A 19,860-nucleotide genomic window follows, 5' to 3' on the forward strand; every position below is an offset into this window, starting at 1 on the left:
AGCGCTCCTCACTCGATCTCGGTTGGCAGAGGACGCGGCAGGTCATCGCCGTCCGATCCGTCAAGCCAATCGACCTTGGCCATCTTGCGCACCACGACGAATTCGTCGCGGTTGCAACCGACCGTGCCGTAATAGTTGAAACCGTAGGCCTGCTGCGCATAGCCGCCGATCATGTGGGTCGGTTTGAGCACCACGCGGGTGACCGAGTTGTGGTGGCCGCCCCGGGTCTTGGTGGTCTCGGAGCCAGGCACATTCACGATGCGTTCCTGAGCGTGGTACATCATCACCATGCCCTCCTTGACCCGCTGGCTGACCACCGCACGGGCGGTCAGCGCACCGTTGGCGTTGAAGCACTCGACCCAGTCGTTGTCTTCGATGCCCGCGCGTTTCGCGTCGACCTCGGACAGCCAGATGATCGGGCCGCCGCGGCTCAGGGTGAGCATCAACAGGTTGTCGCTGTACGTGCTGTGGATGCCCCATTTCTGGTGCGGGGTGATCCAGTTCAGGACGATTTCGGTCTGCCCGTTGCTGTGTTTGCCCTTCACGCCCGCGATGGTCCGGGTGTCGACCGGCGGCCGGTAGCTCATCAATTGTTCACCGAACGCCTGCATCCACGGGTGATCCTGATAGAACTGCTGGCGCCCGGTGATCGTCCGCCACGGAATGTTTTCGTGAACGTTGGTGTAGCCCGCGTTGTAGCTGACATGCTCGTCTTCCAGACCCGACCAGGTAGGGCTTGAAATGATCTTGCGCGGCTGCGCCTGAATATCCCGGAACCGGATCGCTTCGTGGGCCTTGGGCAAGGCAAGGTGGCTATGGTCGATGCCGGTGAACTTCGACAGTGCCGCCCAGGCCTTTACGGCCACATGGCCGTTGGTTTCCGGCGCCAGGGACAGGATCACTTCAGCGGCGTCGATGGCGGTTTCGATCTTCGGACGATCCTGACTGATGCCCTCGTCGGTGCTGCGGTAGTTCAACTCGCCGAGGAATTTCACCTCCTCTTCCGTGTTCCAGTTGATGCCCTTGCCACCGTTGCCGAGCTTCTCCAGCAGCGGCCCCAGTGAAGTGAACTGCTTGTAGATGTTGGGGTAGTTACGCTCCACCACCTGCAGGTTTGGGGCGTTCTTGCCGGGCACCGGTGGGACGCCTGCGGTTTTCCAGTCCGTGCCGCCGAACGGCTGCGCCAGTTCACCGACGCTGTCGTGCAGCAAGGGCACGCTGACCAGATCCTGTTCGACGCCCAGATGCCCTTCGGCAATGGACGAAAAGGCCTTGGCGATGCCCTTGTAGATCTCCCAGTCCGAACGAGACTCCCAAGCCGGGTCGATGGCAGCGGACAGCGGATGAATGAAGGGGTGCATGTCCGAGGTGTTCATGTCGTCCTTCTCGTACCATGTCGCCGTCGGCAGCACGATGTCGGAATACACGCAGGTCGAGGACATGCGGAAATCCAGGGTGGTGACCAGATCGAGCTTGCCGATGGCGCCCTCGTCCACCCACTCGGCCTCTGTCGGCTTGCACGCGCCGACCTGGCCGATGTCCTCGTTCAACACGCCATTTCGGGTGCCCAGCAGGTACTTGAGCATGTACTCATGCCCCTTGCCGGACGACCCGAGCAGGTTCGAGCGCCAGATGAACATATTGCGCGGGAAGTTGACCGGGTTGTCTGGCTGTTCGCAGGCGAAACGGATCGAGCCGTCCTGCCACGCCTTGACCATGTAATCTTTGGGCGGCATCCCGGCAGCGGCGGCGTCTCGGCAGATGTTCAGCGGATTGGTGTTGAATTGCGGCGCGCTCGGCAGCCAGCCCGCACGTTCGGCGCGGATGTTGTAATCCAGCGCGTGCTCGGGGAATTCGCGTTTGTCGGCGAGGGGCGAGAGTACGTCGTGCATGCTCATCTTCTCGTGCCGCCATTGCGAGCTGTGGCCGTAGAAGAAGCTGGTGCCATTCATCTGGCGGGGTGGACGGCTCCAGTCCAGACCGAACGCCAGCGGCAGCCAGCCGCATTGCGGACGCAGCTTTTCCTGGCCGACGTAATGCGCCCAGCCACCTCCGGTCTGACCCACGCAACCGCAGAGCATGAGCATGTTGATCAGCCCGCGGTAGTTCATGTCCATGTGGTACCAGTGGTTCATCGCCGCGCCGACGATGATCATCGAGCGGCCACGGGTCTTGTCGGCGTTGTCCGCGAACTCCCGGGCGATCTGGATCGCTTTTTCACGGCTGACGCCGGTGATTCGCTCTTGCCAGGCCGGGGTGCCCGGCACGGCGGCATCGTCATAGGAGCGCGCGACGTTGGCACCGCCCAGGCCTCGGTCGATGGCCAGGTTTGCCGCAGAGAGGTCGAACACCGTGGCCACTTTGACTTGCCGCCCGTCCGCCAGAATCAGGTTGCGCACCGGCACCCGGCGGTACTGCACCGCTTCACCGGCCACGTGCTGGAAGTGGTCGTGGGCCTGCCCCCCGAAGTACGGGAAAGCAACCTCGGCCACGTCACCGCCAATCTGGCTCAGGGTCAGATCGACATCGCGCCCGGCCCCGCCTTCACGGGGCAAGATGTTCCACTTGCCCTGCTCGCCCCAGCGATAACCGATCGAGCCCTGTGGCGACACCAGTTCGCCGTCCGCATCAAGGGCGATGGTTTTCCATTCCGGGTTGTTCTCCTGACCCAAGTTGCCGGCCAGATCAGAAGCCCGCAGAAAACGGTCCGGCTGGTAGCCATTGCCTGGCGCGCCCCCCAGCATCGGCTTGAGCAGCACCAATACGGGCAAATCCGTGTAGCGTTTGGCGTACTCAGTGAAATACGCACTGGGCCGGTCCAGATGAAACTCTTTGAAGATCACATGATTGAAGGCCTGAGCCAGAGCAGCATCGGTGCCTTGCTTGGGGTTGAGCCACAGGTCAGTGAGCTTGGCGACTTCCGAGTAATCCGGGGTGATCGCCACCGTCTTGGTGCCCTTGTAACGCACCTCCGTGAAGAAGTGCGCGTCCGGCGTGCGGGTCTGGGGGACGTTCGAACCCCAGGCGATGATGTAATTGGAGTTGTACCAGTCGGCGGACTCCGGCACGTCGGTCTGCTCGCCCCAGACCATGGGCGAAGCCGGTGGCAGATCGCAGTACCAGTCGTAAAAACTCAGACAGGTCCCGCCGATCAACGACAGGTAACGGGCACCGGCAGCGTAGCTGACCATGGACATGGCCGGGATCGGGGAAAACCCCACCACCCGGTCCGGCCCATATTGCTTGACGGTGTAGACGTTGGCCGCGGCGATGATCTCGTTGACCTCGTCCCACGTCGAACGAATGAAGCCGCCCATGCCGCGCTTGCTTTTGTAGGACTCAGCCTTGGCCTTGTCTTCGACGATGCTCGCCCATGCTTCCACCGGTGCGAGGGTCTGCCGGGCTTCACGCCACAGCTTGAGTAGCGGCTTGCGGATTTTCGGGTACTTCAGCCGGTTGGCGCTGTAGATGTACCAACTGTAACTGGCACCCCGCGGGCAGCCGCGCGGTTCGTGGTTGGGCAGGTCGTTGCGCGTGCGCGGGTAGTCGGTTTGCTGGGTTTCCCAGGTGATCAGCCCGTTCTTCACGTAGATTTTCCACGAGCAGGAACCGGTGCAATTCACGCCGTGGGTCGAGCGCACGATCTTGTCGTACTGCCAGCGGGACCGATAGACGTTTTCCCAGTCGCGGGATTCTTTGCGCGTCTCTCCGTGACCGTCGGAAAACTCGTTTTGCTTGCGGTTGAAGTACCGCAATTGATCGAGCAGATGGCTCATGATGCTGTCCTCTCAGGCTTGCAGTGGGGTTCTGTGCCCCATACACACAACGGTTGGGTTAGGGTCATGTCAGCACGGGGTTTGCGCGCCCTTGCGGGCGTACCACCACCAGGTCACGACGATGCAGCTCAGGTAAAAACCGATGAACATGTAGAAGGCCATCGCCGGGCTGCCGGTCATGGCCATCGAGCTGCCAAAGCTCTTGGGAATGAAGAACGCGCCAAAGGCCCCCATGGCTGAGCTGAAACCCAGCACGGCGGCAGACTCCTTGCTCGCATCCTTGATGGCTTGCTCCCGGGCTTTGAGATCCTGCCCCTCGCTGGCCCGCTCGTGCAGGGTGCGGAAGATCACGGGAATCATGCGAAAGGTGGAACCGTTGCCGATGCCGGTGGTGAAAAACAGCAGCATGAACATCGCCAGGAAGCCGTAAAAATGGCCGCTGTTGCCCTGTTCGGGAATGAAATGCAGCACACCGAACACCATCACAATCATCAGCACGAAGTTCCACAAGGTGACCCGCGCGCCGCCCAACTGGTCGGCCAGCCACCCACCCAGCGGACGCACCAGCGCACCCACGAGAGGACCGAGAAAGGCGAAGGCCAGGGCGTTGACGTCCGGAAATGCCGTCTTGATCAGCATCGGAAATGCTGCGGAAAAACCAATGAATGAGCCAAAGGTCGCCAGGTACAACCAGCACATCAGCCAGTTGTGCTTGCGCTTGAAAATGACCGCCTGCTCGCTGAAAGACGCCTTCGCGCTAGACAGGTCGTTCATGCCAAACCAGGCGAGCAGCGTGACCACGGCAATGAATGGCACCCAGACCCAGCCCGCGTTTTGCAGCCACAGACTGCTGCCATCCGTCAGGGTTTGCGGCTGACCGCCCCAGGTGCCGAACACGCCCAGGGTGATCACCAGGGGCACGGCGAACTGCATGACCGAGACCCCGAGATTGCCCAGGCCTGCGTTCAGCCCCAGCGCGGTGCCCTGCTGTGCCTTGGGGTAGAAAAAGCTGATGTTAGACATGCTGGAGGCGAAATTGCCGCCGCCGAAACCACACAGCAGTGCAATGATCACGAACACCTCGTAGGACGTATTCGGGTCCTGGACCGCATAGCCCATCCACACCGTCGGCAGCAGTAACGACGCGGTGCTGAGCGCTGTCCAGCGACGGCCACCCAACACCGGCACCATGAACGAGTAGAAGACCCGCAAAGTCGCACCCGACAAACCGGGCAACGCCGCCAGCCAGAACAGTTGATCCGTGCTGAAGCTGAAGCCGATGGCGTTGAGGCGCACGATCACCGTGCTCCAGACCATCCACACCGCGAAGGCCAGCAGCAACGCGGGAATCGAAATCCACAGGTTGCGGGTCGCGATCTTTTTACCCTTGTGTTCCCAGAACGCAGGGTCTTCGGGGCGCCAATCGTGAATGACCGGGCCGACGTCTGGCCGTTTATGAACCGACATGGTTGTCTCCTTGAGCAATGCTGGAAAACGGATTCGGGGTCGCCGGCGGCTGCTTGCCGAGCAGCGGGCGTTTGCGGATTTCGCTGAAGTACATCCAGATGAGGGACACCCAGACCACGCCATACATGAGCATGAAGGCCGAGGAGCGCACGCCGGTCAGGTCCACCAGGGCACCGAACAGGATGGGGAGGACAAAACCGCCCAGTCCGCCCGCGAGCCCGACGATGCCGGACACTGCGCCCATGTTGTCGGGGTAGTCGTTGGCGATGTATTTGAAGACCGAGGCTTTGCCGAAGGCGAACGCGATGCCGATGATGAACAGCAGTGCAGTGAACAGCACGGGGTTGAGGCCGATGTGCAGGTCCATCGGACCGTTGAGGGTCTGGATCTGCAGTTGCGTTTGCGGATAGGACAACAGGAAGAGGCAGACCCAGCTGACCCACAGCACCCACCACGTCACGCTCTGGGCGCCCCAGCGGTCCGACATCCAGCCGCCGACCGCCCGTAGCACACCGCCGGGCAGAGAGAAGCAGGCCGCCAGCAGCGCCGCGCTTTGCAGGCTGAAGCCGTATTCGCCGACGTAGTACTGGGTCATCCACAACGCCAGGGCGACGTAGCCGCCGAAGACGATCGAGTAGTACTGGCAGTAACGCCACACGGCCGGGTCTTTCAAGGCTTGAAGCTGCTCGCGCAGGTTTGCCCCTTGCGCGCTGCGATGCGTCTTGTCATCGGCGCTGAACCACCAGAACAGCAGCGCTGTGATGAACAGCATGGCGCTGAACACTTGCGGGACGAGTTGCCAGCTGCCTGCGGCGATGAGCGCCGGGGCGAGAAACTTGGTCACGGCCGAGCCTGCGTTCCCCGCACCGAAGACGCCCATGGCGAAGCCCTGATTGTCTTTGTCGAACCATTTGGCGACGTACGCGATGCCAACCGAGAACGACCCACCGGCCAGGCCGACGAACAGACCCAACACCAGAAATTGCCAGTAAGCCGTGGCGTGACTGATCAGGTACAGCGGCAAAACGCAGACCAGCATCAGCAGGAAGAAAACGCTTCGCCCCCCGAAACGGTCCGCCAACAGACCGAGGGGCAAGCGCACCAGCGAACCGGTCAATACCGGCGTGGCCGCCAGCAGACCGAACTGGGTTTCGTTGAGGTCGAGCAGTTCCTTGATGGGAACGCCGAGTACCGCAAACATCATCCAGATCATGAAACAGATGGTGAATGCCAGCGTACTCATGCCCAGCACGACGCCCTGTCGTACATGCAGTGGGTTCATCCCTATGTCTCCCGTCATAAACCGTGAGCGGCAGACTAGAGAGACGAACCCAACCAAAACATGACTTCGATCAATGAAGCCAAGACACCTTCAGGACTATGATCCGGCCGTCTACCTCCAAAGAGGTAGCGCCCGTGAACCTCTAAACCCTGTGTTTATCGGTGTTTAACCGTGTCATCCCGATGGATTCGGGCGGTCACCGACAGGGTGAGACTCTTTAGAGGTAGATCGCCAAGGAGCGGCAGTTCCATCTGCTTCCATTCAGTGTAGACCCCCATGAAATTTTTATACGACCTTGTTCAAGGTCGGCTGCAATGACCCGGTGGCTGCGCAGTTCTCTACCCGCCCGTGCGGGCCTGGCCGTGATTTTGATCACCGTGCTGGCCCTGGCGAGTTCAATGAGCGCCGGCCTGATCGCCTGGTTCAGCCAAGGGGACGCGGCCGCCATCAATACGGCGGGTTCGGTGCGCATGGAAACCTACCGGCTGAGCTGGAAACTGGCGTCGGGGGCCGAACCTGACACCCTCGCCGACATCCGCCGGAGCCTCGAACAACGGCTCAACAGTCAGGCGCTCAAGGCCGTGCTGGCAGACGGCAAGGAAACGGAACTGAATGCCAGCTACCGCCGACTCCAGTCGTATTGGCGAGACCTCCTGTCTCCGGCCCTTACCCGTGGCGACGCGGCGGTGTTCCACACCGGCGCCGAGACATTCGTCGAGCAGCTGAACCAGTTCGTGTGCCAGCTGCAACGCCATAGCGAGCGAAAACAGGCTTGGCAGCAGATGATTCAAGGGGCGGCGTTGTTCATCACCCTGTTCATTCTTCTGGTGGGGCTCTATGAACTGCAAAACGGCGTGATCGGCCCGTTGCAGGAACTGGTGGAGGTCACGCAGCGCTTTGGCGGTGGCGAACTCCACGCGCGGGTCAACCATCGGTCCGAGGACGAGCTTGGCCAGCTGGCGACCCGCTTCAATGCCATGGCCGAGACCATCGAGCAGTCCCACCGGCATCTGGAAACCGAAGTCCGGCAGAAAACCCTGAATTTGCAGCACACCAACGCCGCCCTTGAGCTGCTGTACCAAAGCAGCCACAGCCTGGCGACCCGGCTGGCGAACGCCGAAATGCTGGACGAGTTGATTCGCGAATTCCAGCAACGGCTGCCGGGCCTGCGCCTGTCACTGTGCCTGCAAGGCGCGTCACAGGCCCCGGCCGGACAGCGACTCGCGCTTCAGGGGACCGAGCATCCGGTCGTCTGCCTCAGCAGCGCGTGCGCGACCTGCGAGCGGCATCCGCACCCTTACAGCGTCAGTCATCAGGGCCAGGTGATGGGCGAACTCAAGGCACATTTCCTCGACGGACATGTGCCTTTCCCGTGGGAAACCCGGCTGATCGAGGCGCTGGCGCACCTCATCGGCACCTCCCTGTCCCTCAGGCACCAGCGCGAACAGGAGCATCGCCTGTTGCTGCTGGAGGAGCGCGCGATCATCGCCCGTGAGCTGCATGATTCACTGGCCCAGGCGCTGTCGTACATGAAACTGCAAGTCAGCCGTTTGCAGACGCTGATGCGTCGAGGCGAGACCGTCGCGACGCTGGACGCTGTCACCGTCGAACTGCGCGACGGGTTGAGCAATGCCTATCGCCAGTTGCGCGAGTTGCTGACGACCTTTCGCCTGCAACTTCACGATGCGGGGTTGGCGCAAGGCTTGCGGGAAACTGCCCGGGAATTCGGTGAACGCGGCGATTTTCAGGTCCACCTGCACATCGATGACCTGGCATTCGAGCTGTCCGCCAGCGAACAGATTCACCTGCTGCAAATCACCCGAGAGGCGCTCTCGAACTGCTTGCGTCACGCCCATCCGCAGACGGTCTGGCTGGCGTTGCGCCAATCTGGCGAAACCGTGCAGTTGACGATCGAAGACGACGGCAAGGGTTTCGTCGGAGGCCACGATCCACGGGAGCACCATGGCCTGAACATCATGGACGAGCGCGCCCGCAGCTTGCACGGCCAACTGCGTATCCTGCCCCGTGAGCCCCGAGGGACAAGCGTGCAGGTGGAATTTCAACCGGAGTTTCTCCGCCACCACACTCAAGGTACGGTTCCATGAACATACGCCCCCCTTGCAGCATCCTGCTGGTCGACGACCACCCCATGATGCGTCGCGGCATTCGCCAGATGCTAGAACTCGAAGACGACTTCACGGTTGTCGGCGAAGCCAGTGATGGTGAAGAAGCGCTGGCGATGATCGGTCCTTTGCAGCCGGACCTTGTGCTGCTGGACAACAACATGCCCCGCATGAACGGCATCGAGACTTTGCGGCATCTGCGCCATCACGCGTTCGAAGGCAAGGTATTGCTGTTCACGGTCTCTGACGCCGAGGACGACATTCGCGATGCCTTGCGCCTTGACGCTGACGGCTACCTGCTCAAAGACATGGAGCCGGAGTTATTGAACCACTACATCCGCGACGCCATGAACGGTGCACTGGTGGTCAGCCCCGACCTGACGCGCGTGATGGCCCAGGCGCTGCGCTCCCCCCAGCGCAACCCTGCCGTGACGCTGACCGAACGGGAGCGCCAAGTGTTGAAAGTCATCGCCGGGGGTCACAGCAACAAGGTGATCGGGCGCAAGCTGGGCATCACCGAAGGCACGGTCAAGGTCCACGTGAAAAATCTCTTGCACAAGCTGGGCCTGCGTTCTCGCGTGGAAGCTGCCGTGTGGGCCATGGCGCATTTACGCGAACATGAACACTGATGTCGTCACTGCATGAGGTCCGCAAACGACAGAAACCCTACGTTGTCGTGCCGATGCACTTGCCGGTCGCGCTCCACAATCGCCAGGCCGTCCGCCCAGCAGGCGGGCGCCAACATCGCCGAGCCCTGCTGCGGGTGCAGTTCCACGCGGGGCTGCCCCCCTTCCTGTGACACCAGCCGCGCCCTCAGATACTGGCGACGGCGGTTGGGTTGCAACCACTCGAATGCGGCGGGCAACGCAACCGGACGGGGTATCACGTTACGCACGCCCTGAGCCCTCAGCAGAAATGGCCGCACCACCACCAGCACCGTGATCAACGCGGCGGCGGGATTGCCTGGCACACCGATCCACGGTTTTCCGGCCACGTCTCCGAACGCCAAGGGTTTGCCGGGCTGGATGGCGAGCCGCCACAGGTCAACGCGGCCCAGGCTGGCAATCGCATGCTTGAGGTGATCCTCCTCGCCGACCGAGACGCCGCCGGACGTCAGCAACAGGTCGCATTCCGAGACGGCCAGGCTCAACGCGTGCCGACTGGCGGCCAAGTCGTCGGCCATGACGCCATAGTCCTGGACCTCGACGCCCCATCCCTGCAACAGCGCCGACAAGCAATGGCGATTGGCGTTGTAGATCTGCCCCGGTTGCAAGGCTTCGCCGGGCGCGCGCAATTCGTCGCCGCTGCTCAACAGGCACACCCGCAGCGGGCGGTAGACCTCCACCGATGCCATCCCTGCTGCCGCCAGTAACCCCAGCGCCTGCGCCCGCAGACGCGTGCCCCGCGCTAGCAATCGATCACCTTCGCGCACTTCTTCTCCCGCTTTGCGCACGTGATCGCCCCGACGAGTCGCAGGGAACCACACCTGATCATCGTCGACCCGGCACAGCTCTTGAGGCACCACGGTATCGGCGCCGGCTGGCAGAGGTGCGCCGGTAAAAATCCGAACCGCCTGCCCGGCCAGTAAAGGTGGCGTAGCCCCCTGCCCCGCAGCAATTCTTCCTGCCAGGCTCAAGCGGCCTCCAGCCGCAGGCACGTCCGCCGCACGCAGGGCGAAACCATCCATGGCGCTGTTGTCCCACGCGGGTAAATCCCGAGGCGAATGGATGTCGATGGCCAGCACCCGACCCAGCGCCTGCGCGAGAGGAACGGTCTGCTGTGCCGGCGGAGGCGGCGCCTGTTGCAATAGATGATGGATGGCCTGATCGACCGGAATCAACGACCCGCTGTCGCACAGGGAAGCGCTCATGGGCGCACCCCGCAGGGATCGACCACCGTGCCGGTCGGTGATGCCAGCGGTTTGAGGTGTGGCACGAAATTGCAAGGCGCGGTGCGGCTGTCCAGCTGTTCGCGCAGGATCTGGTCCCACGCGGTCCGACAGGCCCCTGGCGAGCCCGGCACGCAGCAAATCAGCACGCCATTGCTCATACCTGCCAAGGCCCGGGACTGGAGGCTGGACATGCCGATCTCCGCCAGCGAAACGTGGCGAAACAACTCGCCAAACCCGGTGACTTCCCGGTCCAGCAAGGGCAAGACCGCTTGGGGCGTGTTATCGCGCGGGGTCAACCCGGTGCCCCCGGTGGTCAACACCACTTGCACGGCAGGGTCGGCGATCCAGACGGAAAGCGCGGCGCGTATCTGGTAGACATCATCTCTGACCCATTGACGGTCGATCAGCCTGTGTCCCGCCGTCTGAACCCGCTCGCACAGGGTCCGCCCCGAGCTGTCAGTGTCAAACGTGCGGGTGTCGCTGATGGTTAACACCGCGATGTTCAGTGATTGAAACGAGCATTGCGCCAGGTGGCCCATGTGCGGCCCCTCCCGTGGATGTGGAATAGCCGGGAGCCTGAACCGAATCCTTTGTCGCGCCCATTCCTCCGAGGAGGTACGCCAAACGGCAGGGTTAGCGACACATGGACAACCCGCCACGCCTACGCAAGAATCGCCGCATTCTGAAAGAAGGCCGTTTCCATGTCCGACAGTCCGCAAACCCGCAATTCCGGTTCCTCCATCACCCGTGCGCTCGACATCATCGAGGCGGTGGTTCAGGCCGACCATGCGCTATCGCCCGCCGACCTCTCCCACCTGCTGGACATTCCCAAACCAAGCGTGCACCGGCTGCTCCAGCAGATGCAGGGCGAAGGGTATTTGCAGACGAACATGCGCGGCGGCATCGTGCCCAATGACCGGTTGCACAAGATCGCCGTGGGGGTGATTTACGCCAGTCGCTACAAGGCGCAACGCCAGGCGATCCTGCGTCACCTGTGTGACACCCTCGACGAGACCTGTGGCATCGCGCTCCCCGATGGCATCGACATGGTGTATTACGACCGGGTGCAAAGCAGCTGGCCGTTGCAGATGTACCTGCCGGTGGGGGCTCATACGCCCATGTGGTGCACGGCGAGCGGGAAGCTCTACCTCAGCAGTTTCAACAAGACGCGGCGTACGCAGATCATCGACAACCTGGCGCTCAGGCGGATGGCGAGCAACACCGTCACCGACCCGGTCGAGCTTGAAATCGAACTCAAACGCGTGCGGCAGATGGACATTGGCATCGACAACGAGGAATTCGTCGATGGCATGGTGGCCATCGCGGTTCCCGTCCGAGACAGCGATGGCCGATTGATCGCCTGCCTGTTCGCGCACGCCCCGACAATCCGCAAAAGCCTGGATGAACTGATGACGTTCGAACCCGCCATGCGCCGCGCCGCCGAGCAACTGCGCATTCTGGTGGAGGAACCCACGGAGCTGGACTGACCGCGTTTTGTCACCCGTACCGACCCAAGGGCGCCGACTGACGGTGCTCTTTTTTTTGCACCTCTATCGACATTAAATCGCTATAGCGATACATTTCGTTCCGGAATAAGACAATAACAACTATTTCCTGAGGTGTGATATGTCTGTACCCGTCATCCTGCCTCGCATCATGGAGGTCGGAGCTGATGCCAGCGCGCGACTGCCTGATGTGTTGGGTTTCCTGAATTGCAGCCGCCCGCTGATCGTGACCGATAAAACCATGGTCAAACTGGGCCAGGCGCAACGCCTCTACGAGATTCTTGAAGCCAAGGGCATCAAGAGCGAAGTCTTCGATGACACCGTTCCCGAGCCCACCGCGGCCTCCATTCAAGCCGGCGTGGACAAGCTGCGCAGCGGTGACTTCGATGCCATCGTCGCCCTCGGCGGCGGCAGCCCCATCGACAGCGCCAAGGCCATGGCGATCCTTGCCCGCTACGGCGGCGTCATTCGCGACTACCGTTTCCCCCGCCAGGTCAACGAAGCCGGACTCCCCCTGATTGCGATCCCCACGACAGCGGGCACGGGTTCGGAAGTCACGCGATTCACCATCATCACCGACGAGACCACCGACGAAAAACTGCTGTGTGCGGGCATCGGCTTCATGCCGGTCGCCGCCCTGATCGACTACAAACTGACCCTCAGCCTCCCGGCGCGCACCACCGCCGACACGGGCATCGATGCGATCACCCACGCCATCGAGGCTTATGTTTCGCGCAAGGCCAACCCCTACAGCGACAGCCAAGCACTGGCCGCGCTGGCCTATCTGGGCCCGAATCTGCTGACGGCCTGTCAGGACGGCAAGAACGAAAGCGCCCGCGAAGCGATGATGATCGGCGCGACCCTTGCCGGCATCGCGTTTTCTGCCGCATCGGTGGCAGTGGTGCATGGCATGAGCCGTCCGATTGGCGCGTTCTTTCACGTGCCCCATGGGCTGTCCAACGCGATGCTGCTGCCCTCACTGACCGCGTGGTCGCTGAGCGCCGCGCCCGGTCGCTATGCGCAGTGCGCCAAGGCGTTGGGCGTCGCCGACTCCCACGATGACGACGCGACGGCGGGCCAGAAACTCATCGCGTTTCTCACGCGGGTGAACGCTGAGTTGTCAGTGCCGACGCTGGCGGACTTTGGCGTAGAGCGCGCGCGCTTCAATGAAGTCGTCAACACCATGGCCGAACAGGCCTTGGCCTCAGGTTCTCCGGGCAACAACCCGCGCGTGCCGACGGTCCCGGAAATGGTCGAGCTGTATCACGCACTGTGGGACTGACCTCCCCGCCTCTCCCACCTTATTTGATAGACGGAGCACATTCATGAGCGTTATCGGACACTGGATCAACGGCGAAACGACCACCCCTGATGGCCGCACCCAAGCGGTCTTCAACCCCGCCACCGGCGAAAGCAACACGCAAGTGGCACTGGCGAGCACCGTCACCGTGCAGGCGGCCATCGCCGCCGCCGAAGCGGCGTTTCCGGCCTGGCGCGACACCCCGCCCGCCAAACGTGCGCGGGTCATGTTTCGCTTCAAGGAATTGCTGGAGCAGAACGCGACTAAAATCTGCGAACTGATCGGCCAGGAACACGGCAAGATCAGCCACGACGCCGCGGGCGAATTGCAGCGCGGGATCGAAAACGTCGAGTACGCCTGCGGTGCGCCGGAGCTGCTGAAAGGCGAGCACAGCCGTAACGTCGGCCCGAACATCGACTCCTGGAGCGAGTTCCAGCCACTGGGCGTGGTGGCAGGCGTGACTCCGTTCAACTTCCCGGTGATGGTGCCGTTGTGGATGCTGCCGATGGCCATCGTCTGCGGCAATACCTTCGTCCTGAAACCCTCTGAACGCGACCCGAGCAGCACCCTCTACATCGCGCAATTGCTCCACGAAGCCGGCCTGCCAGCGGGTGTGTTGAACGTGGTCAACGGCGACAAGGAAGCCGTGGACGCCCTGCTGTTCGACCCGCGTGTGAAGGCCGTCAGCTTTGTCGGTTCGACGCCGATCGCCGAGTACATCTATCGCACCGCGACTTCCCAAGGCAAACGCTGCCAGGCGCTGGGCGGCGCGAAAAACCACGCCATCGTCATGCCCGACGCTGATCTGGACAACGCAGTCAATTCGTTGCTGGGCGCCGCGTTTGGCTCGTCCGGCGAGCGTTGCATGGCGCTGTCGGTGGCTGTTGCCGTGGGCGATGCTGTGGCGGACGCGCTGATCGGCAAACTCACCGACGCCATGCAAGGCCTGAAATTCGGCGTGCACACCGACGCCAGCAACGATTTTGGCCCGCTGATCACCGCCGCCCACCGCGACAAGGTCGTGGGCTTCATCGACAGTGCCGAGTCACAGGGCGCCCGGATCGTGGTCGATGGGCGTAACGCCCGTGTGGCGGGTCATGAAGACGGTTTCTTCGTCGGCGCGACGCTGATTGATGCGGTCAACGCCGACATGGACAGCTACAAGGCCGAGATTTTTGGCCCGGTGCTGCAAGTCATCCGCGTGGCGACCATGGACGACGCCATGAAGCTGATCAACGACCACGAATATGGCAACGGCACCTGCATCTACACCCGCGACGGTGAAGCGGCGCGGTACTTCAGTGACCGGATTCAAGTGGGCATGGTAGGGATCAACATCCCGCTGCCCGTCCCTGTTGCCTCCCACAGTTTTGGTGGCTGGAAACGTTCGCTGTTCGGCGATTTGCATGCGTATGGCCCGGACGGTGTGCGCTTCTACACCAAACGTAAAACGATCACTCAGCGCTGGCCATCGGCGAACGTGCGCGAAGGCGCCGAATTCTCCATGCCGACCATGAAGTGATCCGATGAAAGGCAGGCGCCATCGCGCTCCCGGGCGTGGCGCCTGCCAACCCCGCTGATTAGACTGCGGGTGCATACGTAAGCAGAAAGACAGCGTTTCCACATGCAATAAAAACAATAATGGCTGGGGCCTTTGGGCCGAGGAAAACACTTATGGCAGGTTATGTGCAGCAAGAAGGCGCGGCGCACGCGAGCAGCGCCGCCAAGGAAGAACGCAAGATCATCATCGCGTCTTCCCTGGGTACGGTTTTCGAGTGGTACGATTTTTTTCTCTACGGGGCATTGGCGGCAGTCATCAGTAAGCAGTTTTTCGCCGGCGTAAATGAAACCACCGCGTTCATCTTCGCCCTGCTGGCGTTCGCCGCAGGCTTCATCGTCAGGCCGTTCGGCGCGCTGGTCTTTGGCCGGATCGGCGACATGGTCGGCCGCAAATACACCTTTCTCGCCACGATCATCATCATGGGCCTCTCGACGTTCGCCGTGGGCTTGCTGCCCGGCTACGCCAGCATCGGCATCGCGGCGCCCATCATTCTTGTCGTCCTGCGCATGCTTCAAGGCCTGGCGCTGGGCGGCGAATACGGCGGTGCGGCGACCTACGTCGCCGAACACGCGCCGAAGAACAAACGCGGCTTTCACACAGGATTCATCCAGTCGACAGCCACATTGGGGCTGCTGCTGTCGCTGGCGGTGGTGCTGGCCTCTCGCCTGATTGCCGGTGACGGGTTCGACACCTGGGGCTGGCGCATTCCGTTCCTGCTGTCGATCGTGCTGGTGGCGATTTCGACGTGGATTCGCATGAGCCTGCATGAGTCGCCGTCCTTCACCAAGATGAAGAGCGAAGGCAAGCTGTCCAAATCACCGATCCGCGATTCGTTTACCGTCTGGCCCAACCTCAAGGTGGTGTTGATCGCGCTGTTCAGCGTCAACGCCGGTCAAGCCGTGACGTTCTACGCCGCGCAGTTCTACGTGCTGTTCTTCCTGACCCAAGTGCTCAAGGTCGACCCGTCGCTGGCCAACACCTTGCTGATCGTCAGTGTGATCATCGGCGCGCCGTTCTTCGTGTTTTTCGGCTGGCTGTCCGACCGAATCGGCCGCAAGAAAATCATCGTCACCGGCCTGCTGCTGGCGACCGTGCTGTACTTCCCGCTGTTCAAGATGCTCGGCCATTACGCCAACCCGCAGATCGATGCCGCACGCCAGCAGTCGCCGATCGTCGTGGTGGCTGACCCGGCGACCTGCACCTTCCAGTTCGATCCGGTGGGCAAGGCGAAATTCGACAGCCCGTGCGACAAGGTCAAGACCCTGCTGATCAAGCAAGGCCTGCCGTACACTTCGCAATCCGCAGCCGCTGGCGCCACCGTGCAAGTCACCGTGGGCAGTACGCAGATCACCGGTTACGACGAAGCCGCATTGAACGGCGCGGTCAAGGCTGCCGGTTACCCTGCCAAGGCTGACTCCGCGCTGGTAAACGCGTCCGGCGTGGTGCTGGTGATCGTGGCCCTGATGCTGATCGCGACCATGACCTACGGCCCGCTTGCCGCGTTGATGGTCGAGCTGTTCCCGACCCGCATCCGCTACACCTCGATGTCGCTCCCGTACCACATCGGCAACGGCTGGTTCGGCGGGTTGCTGCCCACCATCTCCTTCGCGCTGGTGGTGTACACGGGCGACATCTTCTATGGGTTGTGGTATCCGGTGCTGGTGACGGCGGTGAGCCTGGTCTGCAGCCTGCTGTTCTTGAAGGAAACCAAGGACGTGGACCTCGATAAGGTCTGACCTGCGAATGAGCATCACACTGGAGATCGAGCCAGCTCGCCCTCCAGTGTGTCGCGTTTTTTCTCGTTACCGCAGCGGCGGATGCTCTGCCGACACAGCGTCATTGGCCTCGACGTCCGACATGTCCTCCTCCAGGGGCGCTTCGTCGTCGGGCTTCAGGGGAATTTCTCCCTCGCCTTCGCTCACGTCGTCGCTGCCCGGTGGCGGATTGGGGATGACGTCGGGCCTGCCGGGTTCCAGCGGCTCGATGGAGTCAACCGCGTTTTCAGTGCCACCTGGAATGCCTGTTGATTGATTCATTGCACACCTCGCTAGGCCGCGAATGAGTCGCGACATACAGATATGAAGTCCCCCGCCAACGCTTTGTTCGATGAAGTTCGCCAACGGTCGTCACTCGACAGGGCGGCAGCGTTATAAAGCGGCGAACTCCGTGAACGGCACACCCTCTGATGAACAGGTCCTGATCGTTCGAGGCAATGCCCGCCATGGAAAACCTGAAAATCGCCACGTTCAACGTCAATGGCATCGGTGCGCGGCTGCCGAACCTGTTGCAGTGGCTGGAGCGCGAGCAGCCCGACATCGTCTGTCTGCAAGAACTCAAGGCGCCGGACAAGGCGTTTCCTGCCCACGAGATCGAAGCGGCAGGCTATGGCTCGCTGCACCTGGGGCAGACGTCGTGGAACGGGGTCGCGATTCTGGCCCGTGACACCGAGCCACTGCTGATCCGCAAAGGCTTGCCAGGGGAAGAACAGGACACCCAGGCGCGGTATCTGGAAGCCGCCGCCCATGGCGTGGTGGTCGCGTGCCTGTACCTGCCCAACGGCAACCCGCAACCCGGCCCCAAGTTCGACTACAAACTGCGCTGGTTCGAGCACCTGATCCAGCACGCCGAATCATTGCAGGTCAGTGAGCACCCGGTGGTGATGGCCGGCGACTTCAACGTCGTGCCCACGGACGAAGACATCTACAACCCCCGCTCATGGCTGAAAGACGCCCTGCTCCAGCCCGAAAGCCGCGACTGTTATGCCCGGCTCCTCGCCCAAGGCTGGCTGGACTCGCTGCGGCACCTGTACCCGGACGAACGCGTCTACACCTTCTGGGACTATTTTCGTCAGCACTGGCAGAAGAACTCCGGCTTGCGCATCGATCACCTGTTGGTCAATCCGGTGTTAGCGCCGCACCTGCACGACGCAGGCGTCGATGCCTGGGTGCGCGGCGAAGAACACCCCAGCGATCACGCCCCGACCTGGATTCGCCTGGGTGCCGCCCGCAAAGCCAAACCCCGGAAAACCGCGCAGAAGAAGACATCAAGCGCCGACAAATAGAGCGTCATCGAACAATCCGTTGAACTAACGCGTCTGCTTGAGGATCACTTTTTACGCGCGCATTGAGCGCGATGCCCATTCGCGAGCGCTCCTCGTTCGCGGCCGCTCACGGCTTGGGTACAGGTCGATGAACGACAAGGAGCTCACGTGACCGACACTGCCTACTCCCCCTACCGCCATCTCCCTGGCCCGCTTCACGCGATTCTGCTGGCGGGCACGGTCCCGCTGTTTCTCGGCGGGCTGCTGAGCGACATCGCCTACTACAACAGTTACCTGATCCAGTGGAGCAACTTTGCGTCGTGGTTGATTGCCGGGGCCATGCTGTTCTGTGGTCTGGCGTTGCTGTTCGCGCTGGTCAACCTGATCCGGGCGGAGCGCAAATCCGGCCGCCCGGTCCTGTATTTGCTGCTCCTGCTCATCACGTGGGCACTGGGCTGGATCAATTCATTCGAACACGCCAAGGACGCCTGGGCCGTGATGCCGTCGGGGCTGATTCTGTCGGTGATCGTGACCGTGCTGAGCATCGTTTCCGCCTGGATCGGTCTGACCAACCTTCGCTCGGGAGACGCACGATGAAACCTGCCTTCGCACTGACTGCCCTGTCCATGGCCCTGCTGCTGAGCGCTTGCGGTGCAGGAAAGGACAACCCGCAAGCCCACGGCCCAGACCCGAAAATGCCCCAGGCTGAACGCGGGTTGCTGCCGAGCATGAAAATCGCCGAGCCCGTGGCCTGGGGCGACCAGAAACCCAAGGTGCCCGAGGGTTACAGCATCTCGTCGATCGCCACTGACCTGAAAGTGCCGCGCCAGACGCTGGTGCTGCCCAACGGCGACATTCTGATCGCCGAAGGCAAAGGCGGCACCGAAGCGCCGAAGCTCAAGCCCAAGGACGTGATCGCCAGTTACATCAAGGCCGAAGGCAACACGAAGGTCAAAGGCGGTAACCGCCTGACCCTGTTGCGCGATGCTGATGGCGACGGCAAATACGAGATGAAGACCGTGTTCGCCGAAAACCTCAATGCACCGTATGGGTTAGCCTACGCGAACGGGAAACTCTACGTCGCCAACCAAGACGCGCTGGTGCGCTTCGACTACACCGACGGCCAGACCAAGGCCACGGGCGAGCCCGTGACCGTCACCGAGCTGCCAGCGAAGATCAATCACCACTGGACCAAATCGCTGGCCATCACCCCGGACGGCAACACGCTGTACGTGGGCATCGGTTCGAACAGCAACGTCACTGAGCGTGGCATGGAGGTCGAACTGGACCGGGCGCAAATCTGGCAGATCGACGCCAAGACTGGCGCGCACAAACCGTACGCCACGGGCACCCGTAACCCGACGTCGTTGAAAATCCAGCCCGGCACCGGCGTGCTCTGGGCCGTGGCCAACGAGCGGGATGAACTGGGTGAAGACCTGGTGCCCGATTACCTGACGTCGATCCGTGAAGGCGCGTTTTACGGCTGGCCGTACAGCTATTGGGGTCAGAACGTCGACACCCGCGCCCAGCCGCAAGACCCGAAAAAGGTCGCGCTGGCAGTGAAACCGGATTACAGCCTGGGGTCTCACGTGGCCGCGCTGGGTCTGGACTTCTCAGTGCCGGCCATTGGCGACAAGTTCGCAGACGGCGTTTTTGTCGGCGAGCACGGCAGCTGGAACCGCGAGAATCCGGTGGGCTACAAAGTGGTGTTCGTGCCGTTCAGCAACGGTAAGCCTTCCGGCGAGCCGGTGGATTTCGCCACCGGTTTCCGGGGTGACGACGGCAAGACCCGAGGCCGTCCGGTCGGGGTCACGGTGGACTCTCGCGGTGGCGTGATCATTGCGGATGACCTGTCCAATACGGTCTGGCGTGTGACGCGCAATCGTTGAGTTCGTGTCGTTGAGTTCGCATGTTT

15 protein-coding genes are annotated in these 19,860 nt (G+C 62.1%); 9 read left to right on the forward strand and 6 right to left on the reverse strand.

Annotated features, from left to right (window positions below; genetic code table 11):
- Positions 1–8: 8 nt before the first annotated feature.
- The 3 genes from ACIQAL_RS19510 to ACIQAL_RS19520 form a co-directional block, all read right to left on the reverse strand.
- Complete coding sequence (locus tag ACIQAL_RS19510) at positions 9–3,776, reverse strand: nitrate reductase subunit alpha (protein ID WP_401148439.1); 3,768 nt, start codon at positions 3,774–3,776, stop codon at positions 9–11.
- A gap of 69 nt (positions 3,777–3,845) precedes the next feature.
- Positions 3,846–5,243, reverse strand: a complete 1,398-nt coding sequence (locus ACIQAL_RS19515; protein ID WP_401148441.1) for a NarK family nitrate/nitrite MFS transporter — start codon at positions 5,241–5,243, stop codon at positions 3,846–3,848.
- Entirely contained in the window at positions 5,230–6,525 is a 1,296-nt protein-coding gene (locus tag ACIQAL_RS19520; RefSeq protein WP_401148443.1) for a nitrate/nitrite transporter, read from the reverse strand. Before ACIQAL_RS19520 ends, ACIQAL_RS19515 begins: the two co-directional genes overlap by 14 nt.
- Positions 6,526–6,839: 314 nt before the next feature.
- On the opposite strand from ACIQAL_RS19520, the gene ACIQAL_RS19525 reads away from it, so the two are divergent.
- Positions 6,840–8,630 carry a HAMP domain-containing protein gene (locus ACIQAL_RS19525; protein ID WP_401148446.1) on the forward strand — a complete coding sequence of 597 codons (1,791 nt, stop codon included), beginning with the start codon at positions 6,840–6,842 and terminating at the stop codon, positions 8,628–8,630.
- A complete protein-coding gene (narL, locus tag ACIQAL_RS19530; RefSeq protein WP_401148449.1) occupies positions 8,627–9,277 on the forward strand; it encodes a two-component system response regulator NarL in 651 nt (216 codons plus the stop codon). Before ACIQAL_RS19525 ends, narL begins: the two co-directional genes overlap by 4 nt.
- Before the next feature lie 5 nt (positions 9,278–9,282).
- Here the strand turns inward: narL and glp are convergent, their stop codons facing one another.
- Positions 9,283–10,518, reverse strand: coding sequence for a gephyrin-like molybdotransferase Glp (glp, locus tag ACIQAL_RS19535; protein ID WP_401148451.1), 1,236 nt, complete (start codon positions 10,516–10,518; stop codon positions 9,283–9,285).
- Positions 10,515–11,078 (reverse strand): molybdenum cofactor biosynthesis protein B, encoded by a 564-nt coding sequence (gene moaB, locus ACIQAL_RS19540; RefSeq protein ID WP_401148454.1) that lies wholly within the window; start codon positions 11,076–11,078, stop codon positions 10,515–10,517. Before moaB ends, glp begins: the two co-directional genes overlap by 4 nt.
- Positions 11,079–11,240: 162 nt before the next feature.
- On the opposite strand from moaB, the gene ACIQAL_RS19545 reads away from it, so the two are divergent.
- The 4 genes from ACIQAL_RS19545 to ACIQAL_RS19560 all read left to right on the forward strand — a co-directional run bounded on the left by ACIQAL_RS19545 (position 11,241) and on the right by ACIQAL_RS19560 (position 16,641).
- The gene (locus ACIQAL_RS19545) at positions 11,241–12,026 is read left to right on the forward strand and encodes an IclR family transcriptional regulator (protein ID WP_401148457.1); all 786 of its coding nucleotides are present in this window, start codon (positions 11,241–11,243) and stop codon (positions 12,024–12,026) included.
- A 139-nt stretch (positions 12,027–12,165) separates the two neighbouring features.
- Positions 12,166–13,326 carry an iron-containing alcohol dehydrogenase gene (locus ACIQAL_RS19550; RefSeq protein WP_401148458.1) on the forward strand — a complete coding sequence of 387 codons (1,161 nt, stop codon included), beginning with the start codon at positions 12,166–12,168 and terminating at the stop codon, positions 13,324–13,326.
- Between the two features lie 43 nt (positions 13,327–13,369).
- Entirely contained in the window at positions 13,370–14,866 is a 1,497-nt protein-coding gene (locus ACIQAL_RS19555) for a CoA-acylating methylmalonate-semialdehyde dehydrogenase (RefSeq protein WP_401148460.1), read from the forward strand.
- A 152-nt stretch (positions 14,867–15,018) separates the two neighbouring features.
- Positions 15,019–16,641, forward strand: coding sequence for an MFS transporter (locus ACIQAL_RS19560; RefSeq protein WP_401148463.1), 1,623 nt, complete (start codon positions 15,019–15,021; stop codon positions 16,639–16,641).
- 66 nt (positions 16,642–16,707) lie between these two features.
- Here ACIQAL_RS19560 and ACIQAL_RS19565 read toward each other — a convergent pair whose 3' ends face one another.
- Positions 16,708–16,941 carry a hypothetical protein gene (locus ACIQAL_RS19565; protein ID WP_401148465.1) on the reverse strand — a complete coding sequence of 78 codons (234 nt, stop codon included), beginning with the start codon at positions 16,939–16,941 and terminating at the stop codon, positions 16,708–16,710.
- 185 nt (positions 16,942–17,126) lie between these two features.
- On the opposite strand from ACIQAL_RS19565, the gene xth reads away from it, so the two are divergent.
- From xth to ACIQAL_RS19580, 3 genes are all read left to right on the forward strand, one after another.
- On the forward strand, positions 17,127–17,966 hold the full coding sequence (gene xth / locus ACIQAL_RS19570; protein WP_401148467.1) for an exodeoxyribonuclease III: 840 nt from the start codon (positions 17,127–17,129) through the stop codon (positions 17,964–17,966).
- Between the two features lie 147 nt (positions 17,967–18,113).
- Complete coding sequence (locus ACIQAL_RS19575; protein ID WP_401148469.1) at positions 18,114–18,542, forward strand: DUF2231 domain-containing protein; 429 nt, start codon at positions 18,114–18,116, stop codon at positions 18,540–18,542.
- Positions 18,539–19,834: a PQQ-dependent sugar dehydrogenase gene (locus ACIQAL_RS19580; protein ID WP_401148471.1), complete on the forward strand. Its 1,296-nt coding sequence runs from the start codon at positions 18,539–18,541 to the stop codon at positions 19,832–19,834. Before ACIQAL_RS19575 ends, ACIQAL_RS19580 begins: the two co-directional genes overlap by 4 nt.
- Positions 19,835–19,860 lie beyond the last annotated feature (26 nt).

The sequence above is a fragment of the Pseudomonas sp. NPDC088368 genome (genome assembly GCF_044753445.1).
GTDB classification, from domain to species: Bacteria; Pseudomonadota; Gammaproteobacteria; order Pseudomonadales; family Pseudomonadaceae; genus Aquipseudomonas; species Aquipseudomonas bambusae.